The sequence below is a fragment of the Ornithinibacillus proteolyticus genome, from assembly GCF_039581225.1.
GTDB classification, from domain to species: Bacteria; Bacillota; Bacilli; order Bacillales; family Amphibacillaceae; genus Ornithinibacillus; species Ornithinibacillus massiliensis.
In genome coordinates, this window is record NZ_JBCPXV010000029.1 from 39587 (window position 1) to 46226 (window position 6640).

Annotated in this window: 5 protein-coding genes; all 5 read right to left on the reverse strand. The window is 38.0% G+C overall.

Annotation, left to right across the window (positions count from 1 at the left end):
- Positions 1 to 207: 207 nt before the first annotated feature.
- Positions 208 to 654 (reverse strand): type II secretion system protein, encoded by a 447-nt coding sequence (locus tag AAIB49_RS13680; protein WP_343458340.1) that lies wholly within the window; start codon positions 652 to 654, stop codon positions 208 to 210.
- Between the two features lie 98 nt (positions 655 to 752).
- Positions 753 to 1964 (reverse strand): type II secretion system F family protein, encoded by a 1212-nt coding sequence (locus AAIB49_RS13685; protein ID WP_339214316.1) that lies wholly within the window; start codon positions 1962 to 1964, stop codon positions 753 to 755.
- The gene (locus AAIB49_RS13690; RefSeq protein WP_339214314.1) at positions 1964 to 3004 is read right to left on the reverse strand and encodes a type IV pilus twitching motility protein PilT; all 1041 of its coding nucleotides are present in this window, start codon (positions 3002 to 3004) and stop codon (positions 1964 to 1966) included. Before AAIB49_RS13690 ends, AAIB49_RS13685 begins: the two co-directional genes overlap by 1 nt.
- A gap of 11 nt (positions 3005 to 3015) precedes the next feature.
- Complete coding sequence (locus AAIB49_RS13695) at positions 3016 to 4671, reverse strand: GspE/PulE family protein (RefSeq protein WP_343458341.1); 1656 nt, start codon at positions 4669 to 4671, stop codon at positions 3016 to 3018.
- A 22-nt stretch (positions 4672 to 4693) separates the two neighbouring features.
- The gene (locus AAIB49_RS13700; RefSeq protein ID WP_343458342.1) at positions 4694 to 6199 is read right to left on the reverse strand and encodes a VanW family protein; all 1506 of its coding nucleotides are present in this window, start codon (positions 6197 to 6199) and stop codon (positions 4694 to 4696) included.
- Between the last annotated feature and the right edge of the window lie 441 nt (positions 6200 to 6640).

Here is a 6640-nt window from a genome sequence, read left to right on the forward strand (position 1 = left end):
GCCAGAACACTAGATTTCTGACTATATAATAGATAATTCCTGCTCCGGAAATATGCATAAACTTCTGCAGAACAAGAGAATCCTTTCAAATTCCCTAGATCGAGCCTGCGTCTACTGAGCGCTATGTAATATTTCCGGAGCTGGAGTTTTGTTATTATTTATTTGGCTTTAATTTTCACAAAAAATTGGTACCCTGGATTTCTACAATTATTCTTCGCTATTAGTTATAGGGAACGTTTTTCCACAAGCATCTCTACCATGTTCTATTAAATCGCTTTTTGTTGCATTAGTGAATGAACATTCACTTTGAGTGGATGAAATTACAATATCTTCGCCTGTAGCACTTCTTCCAACTTTAAAATTATAACTTCCATTACTAGTATCCCAAGGATCTGTTAACTCACCAACAGAATCAATTTCACTAGCATCTTTAGATCCGTCTAAAGTATTACCACTAGCTTCTTCCAATTCTACTGCTGAGATAACTTGTTGTGCGTTTGCGATATGTGCATCCTTCTTAGAATTCTCAATAACATTACCAATCGCCACAAATGCGATGACACCAACGATTCCTAAAATAACAATAACTGCTAATAACTCAACTAATGTTAAACCTCTTTCGTCTTGCTTTAATCGTTTTAATAATTTTTTCATATTTCTTTCCCCTCCAAATTTATATTGTTTATACGTTTAAGCATAAAATTCCACTGCAAATAATCGATTGATTCACCTCCCATTTAGAATAAACTCTCTTACATCTCGGTATATATCGAGAACATTGGAACCATAATGGCAATGACAATAAATCCTACAACAAAGGCTAGGATTACAATCATTATCGGTTCAATGAGAGACTTCAATGTATCAACGGTACGGTCAACATCTTCCTCATAGAAATCAGCAACTTTTGCTAGCATGAAATCAAGCTGACCAGTTCGTTCTCCAATCGCAATCATTTGGGTTACGAGTGGAGGAAATACCCAGCTCCTCTTCAGTGGTTCTGATAATGCTCTCCCCTGTTCTAAACTGTCACGGGAAGCAAGTATCACCTGACCAATTACTGGATTTCCGACTACCCTCTCCACTATCGTCAACGCCTGTAAAATAGGAACAGAACTAGACACTAAGGAGGATAAGGTTCTTGTCATTCGTGCAATTACTGACTTTTGTAATAACTTGCCAAATATAGGTAGTCTAAACAATACTACATGTGTAGCGTATTGAAACCGTTGATTACTTCTATATAGGAATGCGAATATCCCGATAAAAAGAGCAAGGACTAACAGCCCAAGCCACCATGAGCTTTGAATAAATTCACTCATTGCAACAACTAATAGGGTTATAGCTGGTAACTCTCCACCGAAACTAGCAAATGTTGCGGTTAGTGTAGGTACAATCGATACCATTAAGAAAATGACCACAGCAATAATAACCACTAATAATACAGCAGGATAAGCTAATGTAGATTGAACCTTTTTCTTAAGATTATTTTGCTTCTCAAAGTAAACGGCAAGACGATCTAATGTTTCATCAATATTACCAGTTGCCTCTCCAGCTCGTATCATATTGATGAATAAAGGTGGAAAGAATTTGGATTGTTTCTCTGCAGCATCCGAGAAAGCCTTTCCTTCCTTAAGGTCTGCTTCTACACGGAATAGAGCCTTTTTTAAACCTTTACTTTCTGTTTGAAGCGCCAAAATATTAGTTGCTTCTACTATTGAAATTCCTGCTCGAATTAATGTAGCAAATTGCCTACAGTAAATAACAAAATCCTGGGTTTTAACGGAATTTCCGCCAATGGATATATCCCTATTTAGTAGGGTTGCTTTCGTTTCGGTAATCTCACGAGGACTAATCCCTTTTTCTTTTATGGCAATAATAGCCTGGGATTTGGATGCACTTTCTATCGTACCCTTCTTTAATAATCCATTAGGCGTTCTGCCGACATATTTATACATTGGCATTAGTAATCACCTACACCTGAAAGAAAATCACTAACATCATCCAATTTTACTAACCCTTTTTGTAACAGGTCTTTAATAGACATTTCTAACGTGTGCATGCCAACTGAACGATTGGTTTGTAACACATTGGTTATTTGATCGACCTTCTCATTTCGAATCAAATTAGCTACAGAAGGTAAATTTACTAGAATCTCTGTTGCAGCTACCCTCCCTAAGCCATCTTGTTTTGATAGTAATCGCTGCGAAATAACTCCCGCTAAAACGGATGCCAACTGAATTCTAATTTGTGCTTGTTGGTGCGGCGGGAATACATCTATGATTCTATTAATCGTCTGTGCAGCACTATTGGTATGGAGGGTCGCTAATACTAAATGCCCTGTTTCTGCAGCTGTTAGCGCTGTAGAGATTGTTGTATGATCACGCATTTCTCCAACTAAAATAATATCCGGATCCTGTCTTAATGCTGCTCGCAACCCATTAGCAAAGCTTTCCGTATCCTTACCAACCTCACGTTGGTTTATAATCGACTTCTTATGTTCGTGTACAAACTCAATTGGGTCTTCTAGCGTAATAATATGCTTTGCAATGGATTCGTTTATGTAATTAATCATTGCTGCCAATGTTGTGGACTTACCAGAACCAGTTGGACCGGTCACTAGTATTAACCCATTTGGCTTTGAAGCTAATTGCTGTAATACTACTGGCATTTGTAGTTTTTCAAGCGACGGGATATCTTTTGGGATTACCCTCGCCACGATGCTTATGTTTCCAAGCTGATGATACACATTGATCCGAAATCTAGATACATTCTCCAAGCTAAAAGAACTATCCATCTCCCCGACTTCCATCAATCGTTTCCATTCTGCTTCAGATAAAAGCTGCCTTGCTAAACTTTCTGTATCTGTATTCGATAGGGCTTCTTCACCATGTCGGATAAGCTTTCCATGAACTCTATATACCGGAGGAGAATTTGCCGTTATGTGTAAGTCAGAAGCTTGTTGGATATGCGCTAGTTTGAGCAATTCTTCAATCATGTACATTAATCTTCCTCCTAATCTGATGACACGACCCGTAATACCTCTTCCGTAGTCGTCAATCCTTGTGACACTTTTAGAAGACCATCATCCAATAGAAACTTCATTTCTTTCTTCCTGACATACGAAAGGATTTCTCTTCTTGTTCCTGTATTTACGATGAGATTACGAATCATTTCATCGATTGGTAGTACCTCATGAATCGCAACCCTACCACGGTATCCAGTCATCCCACAGCTAGAGCATCCCTTACCTCTAGTAACCTCAGATACTACTAAATTGGCATTTGAAAACATTTTTAGTTCTCGCTCTGTTGGGCCTACCTTTTCACTGCAATCAGGACATATTTTTCTTACTAAACGTTGAGCCACTATTCCATTTAATGAAGAGGATAATAGAAACGGTTCTACCCCCATATCCATTAATCGGCTTAAAGCATCGACAGCGCTATTCGTGTGAAGTGTACTCAATACTAGATGTCCTGTTAAGGATGCACGTACAGCTATTTGTGCTGTTTCAACATCACGTATCTCCCCGATCATGACGATATCAGGATCTTGGCGAAGAATAGACCGTAATCCACTTGCAAAGGTCATCCCGATTTCTTCCCTCACCTGCACTTGATTAATACCTTCTAATTGATATTCCACTGGGTCTTCAATCGTAATAATGTTCACTTCTTCTCGATTCAACCGGTTCAATGCCGCATATAGTGTCGAGGATTTCCCTGAACCTGTTGGACCCGTTATGAGAACAATGCCATTCGGCTTCTCGATCATGCTTTTAAATGTGACAAGATTATGTTCAGTAAATCCTAGCTTGTCCACATCATTTAAGTTTGTACCTAAATCTAAAATACGCATAACCACTTTTTCCCCATAAATAGACGGTAGTGTCGAAACACGAATATCTACTGATCGGTCCTGAATGGTTATTTTCACACGTCCATCTTGTGGGATACGGTTTTCTGTAATATTCAAAGTACTAATGATTTTAATACGTGCGATTAGCATGCCTTGCATATATTTTGGCAAGGACCGTTCCGTACGTAAAACACCATCCACACGATAGCGAACCCTTAACTCTCTCTCTTGTGGGTCAAAGTGGATATCACTTGCCTTTTGTGCTACCGCATTAGCTATCACCTGATTTACTAATCGTACAATTGGAGAATCCTCATCCGTTATTCCCGTCTCATCAATTGATTCTTCCGGAGCATAATCCCCCATCACTTCTTCAATCGATTCTTGAAGGTCATAGTACTTCGTAATCGTCCGAAAGATAGAATCTTTCGTTGCAATACCTGGATTAATTTGCAGGCCCGTTGCAATGCGAAGCTCCTCAATAGCAAAATAGTCCATAGGATCTGCCATCGCTACGAAGAGTTTATTCCCCTCCACACGAATAGGCATCAGATTATGTCGCTTAGCTAGCTCCTTTGGTACTAGCTGAACCACTTCCTTATCAATTGCATATTGATAAAGATCTACTTGTGGAATGTTAAGCTGGTATTTTAAAACATCTAGTAATTGCTGTTCTGTAATATAGCCTTCACGTAATAGAGCATCACCGAGTTTTTCATCTGGTGATTTATCTGCTAATGTGGCAGCTAATTGTTCTTCCGTGATTAATTCTGCACCTACAAGTAAATCTCCTAATCGCTTTCTCACCAAAATTAACACCCCTAGCTTCTGTCTATTTCACATTATTCGATTGGTTATCTGCTTCCATTTCTTCAGATTGCTCCAATTGGAATTCGAATGGACCTGCTAGATTCCATACATTCCATAAGAAGCTTAATAGATGTAGCTCCTCCGCATCCATTTTCTCGATACATTCGATAATCGCTTCTTCGATATCCTCTTCTGCTAAATCAATATCTGTAATGGGCAGATCACAGAATAGAATGACAAACTGAATAAAGTCCTCCATAGCTTTAGGATTATCCCATTGTGTTAACCTTTCCCTAACAGAGTCATCGTTGTGATTCCTTTCTTGTTGCTCATCACTTGATGAAATATCATCTTCTCGAACAGTACTATTTAATAGCATTTCGTCTGCCGCTCGATTCATTTCTGAGATTTCATCTTCAAATGGTACGACGACAATTTTCGGAACAGGAGGATAGAAATCTCTACTAATAAGCTCTTCCTCCCTAGCATCATTACGGTATACTGCTACTTCTAACCCCGCTTCTCCTTCTTGAATAATCGTGCTTTCACCAAATCTAAGGTCTTTACTATAACGATAGATCGTTCTAGGCTCCACTCGTTTTATCCTTGCTACTCGATAGCCTAATGTAGACTCATCAGTTAAAGCATTAATCGATAATTTAAGCTGGTCGCCGTCTTGACTTATTGTAAGTGTGTATGTGTTATCGTTCGGATTGTAGAGCACTAAGTCTTTTTCCTTCCTCGTATTAATATTCACATCCATCCCCGGCTCTAAGTATGCAGGGATAACTTCTTGTGCATGACGCTCCAATACGGTTAGATTCGTTTGTAACACTAAAGCATAAAGGTTTGACGCAACAAAATTCACCTCTTGTTGACTATCACTCGATAGCGTTGGAAATGTTCCAAGTATAGAAAAGGATTCCTTTGGTTTGATTGTTTGACCATTGATCGACTCGACAATCATCTCTACTTTTTTAGAAGACAGTCCATTTGGTAATTCAACAGAAGTATCTACAACTGTATGTAAAAATGGCTCTCCTTCATCCTTATAAACGATTGCAACCGGTGCTTCTTGTAAATTCTCCGCTAATGTTGTAGCTTTCTTCATGGTTGTCGGCACATCTATATAGGTTGGCCAATCCTTAAACCTATCATCAGCAGCTAGAGTTAACTCTAATGGAATATGTATGTTCTTCCGTTTGATAAACGGCAACCAATTTTCTTGTACTTTTTCCTTCAGATTCTTTAACGACTTTTCAATATCAAATTGGAACATTGCCCGTGGAATTTCTAATTCTTCATGTTCACTGACAGCCACCATCGAAGGCTGATTCTGCCAATCATTTATTTCTTTTTGCAAGACTTCTTTCGCTTCATCAACCTTTAATCCCTCAACATCAATACCCGCCACTTGTGAACCCTTAGGAAATGAAAAATCTCCTAAAAACATGAAGCTAGCGATTACCAAAATGCTAATGACAATCAAAATACTGGAATAAATGACAGCTTTTTTTGCTATATTCATGGATAAAATCCACCTTTTCGACATATTACGTTGAACGCAAAAGAACAATTCATTACATAGTAAAGCTTGTGTATAGTTATTAATAACTAGTACCCAATCCCTATATCATTTGCATAGAAATATATCACTAACGAAGAGCCGTTAGTGTTAAGGCCATTATGCTATAATTCTCGGGATTGATACTGAAAATTATATGTATTTCTAAAAGTAGTACTTTAGTATCAGCCTAATCGTACCAATGAATTTAGTGAAATGTCAATAATTTCTAGGAATATTTGACAAAAAATATATATTTATAACATTATCTATTTACAATTTGAGTCAATTTCATAATTGCTCTTTTTAAAAATACAGAATCCTACAGAATTTCTAAAATGTATTTTTAAAAACAGAAATCATGCTACTTGTTGCTGATTTAATTGTACATTAATTCGGTCTGCG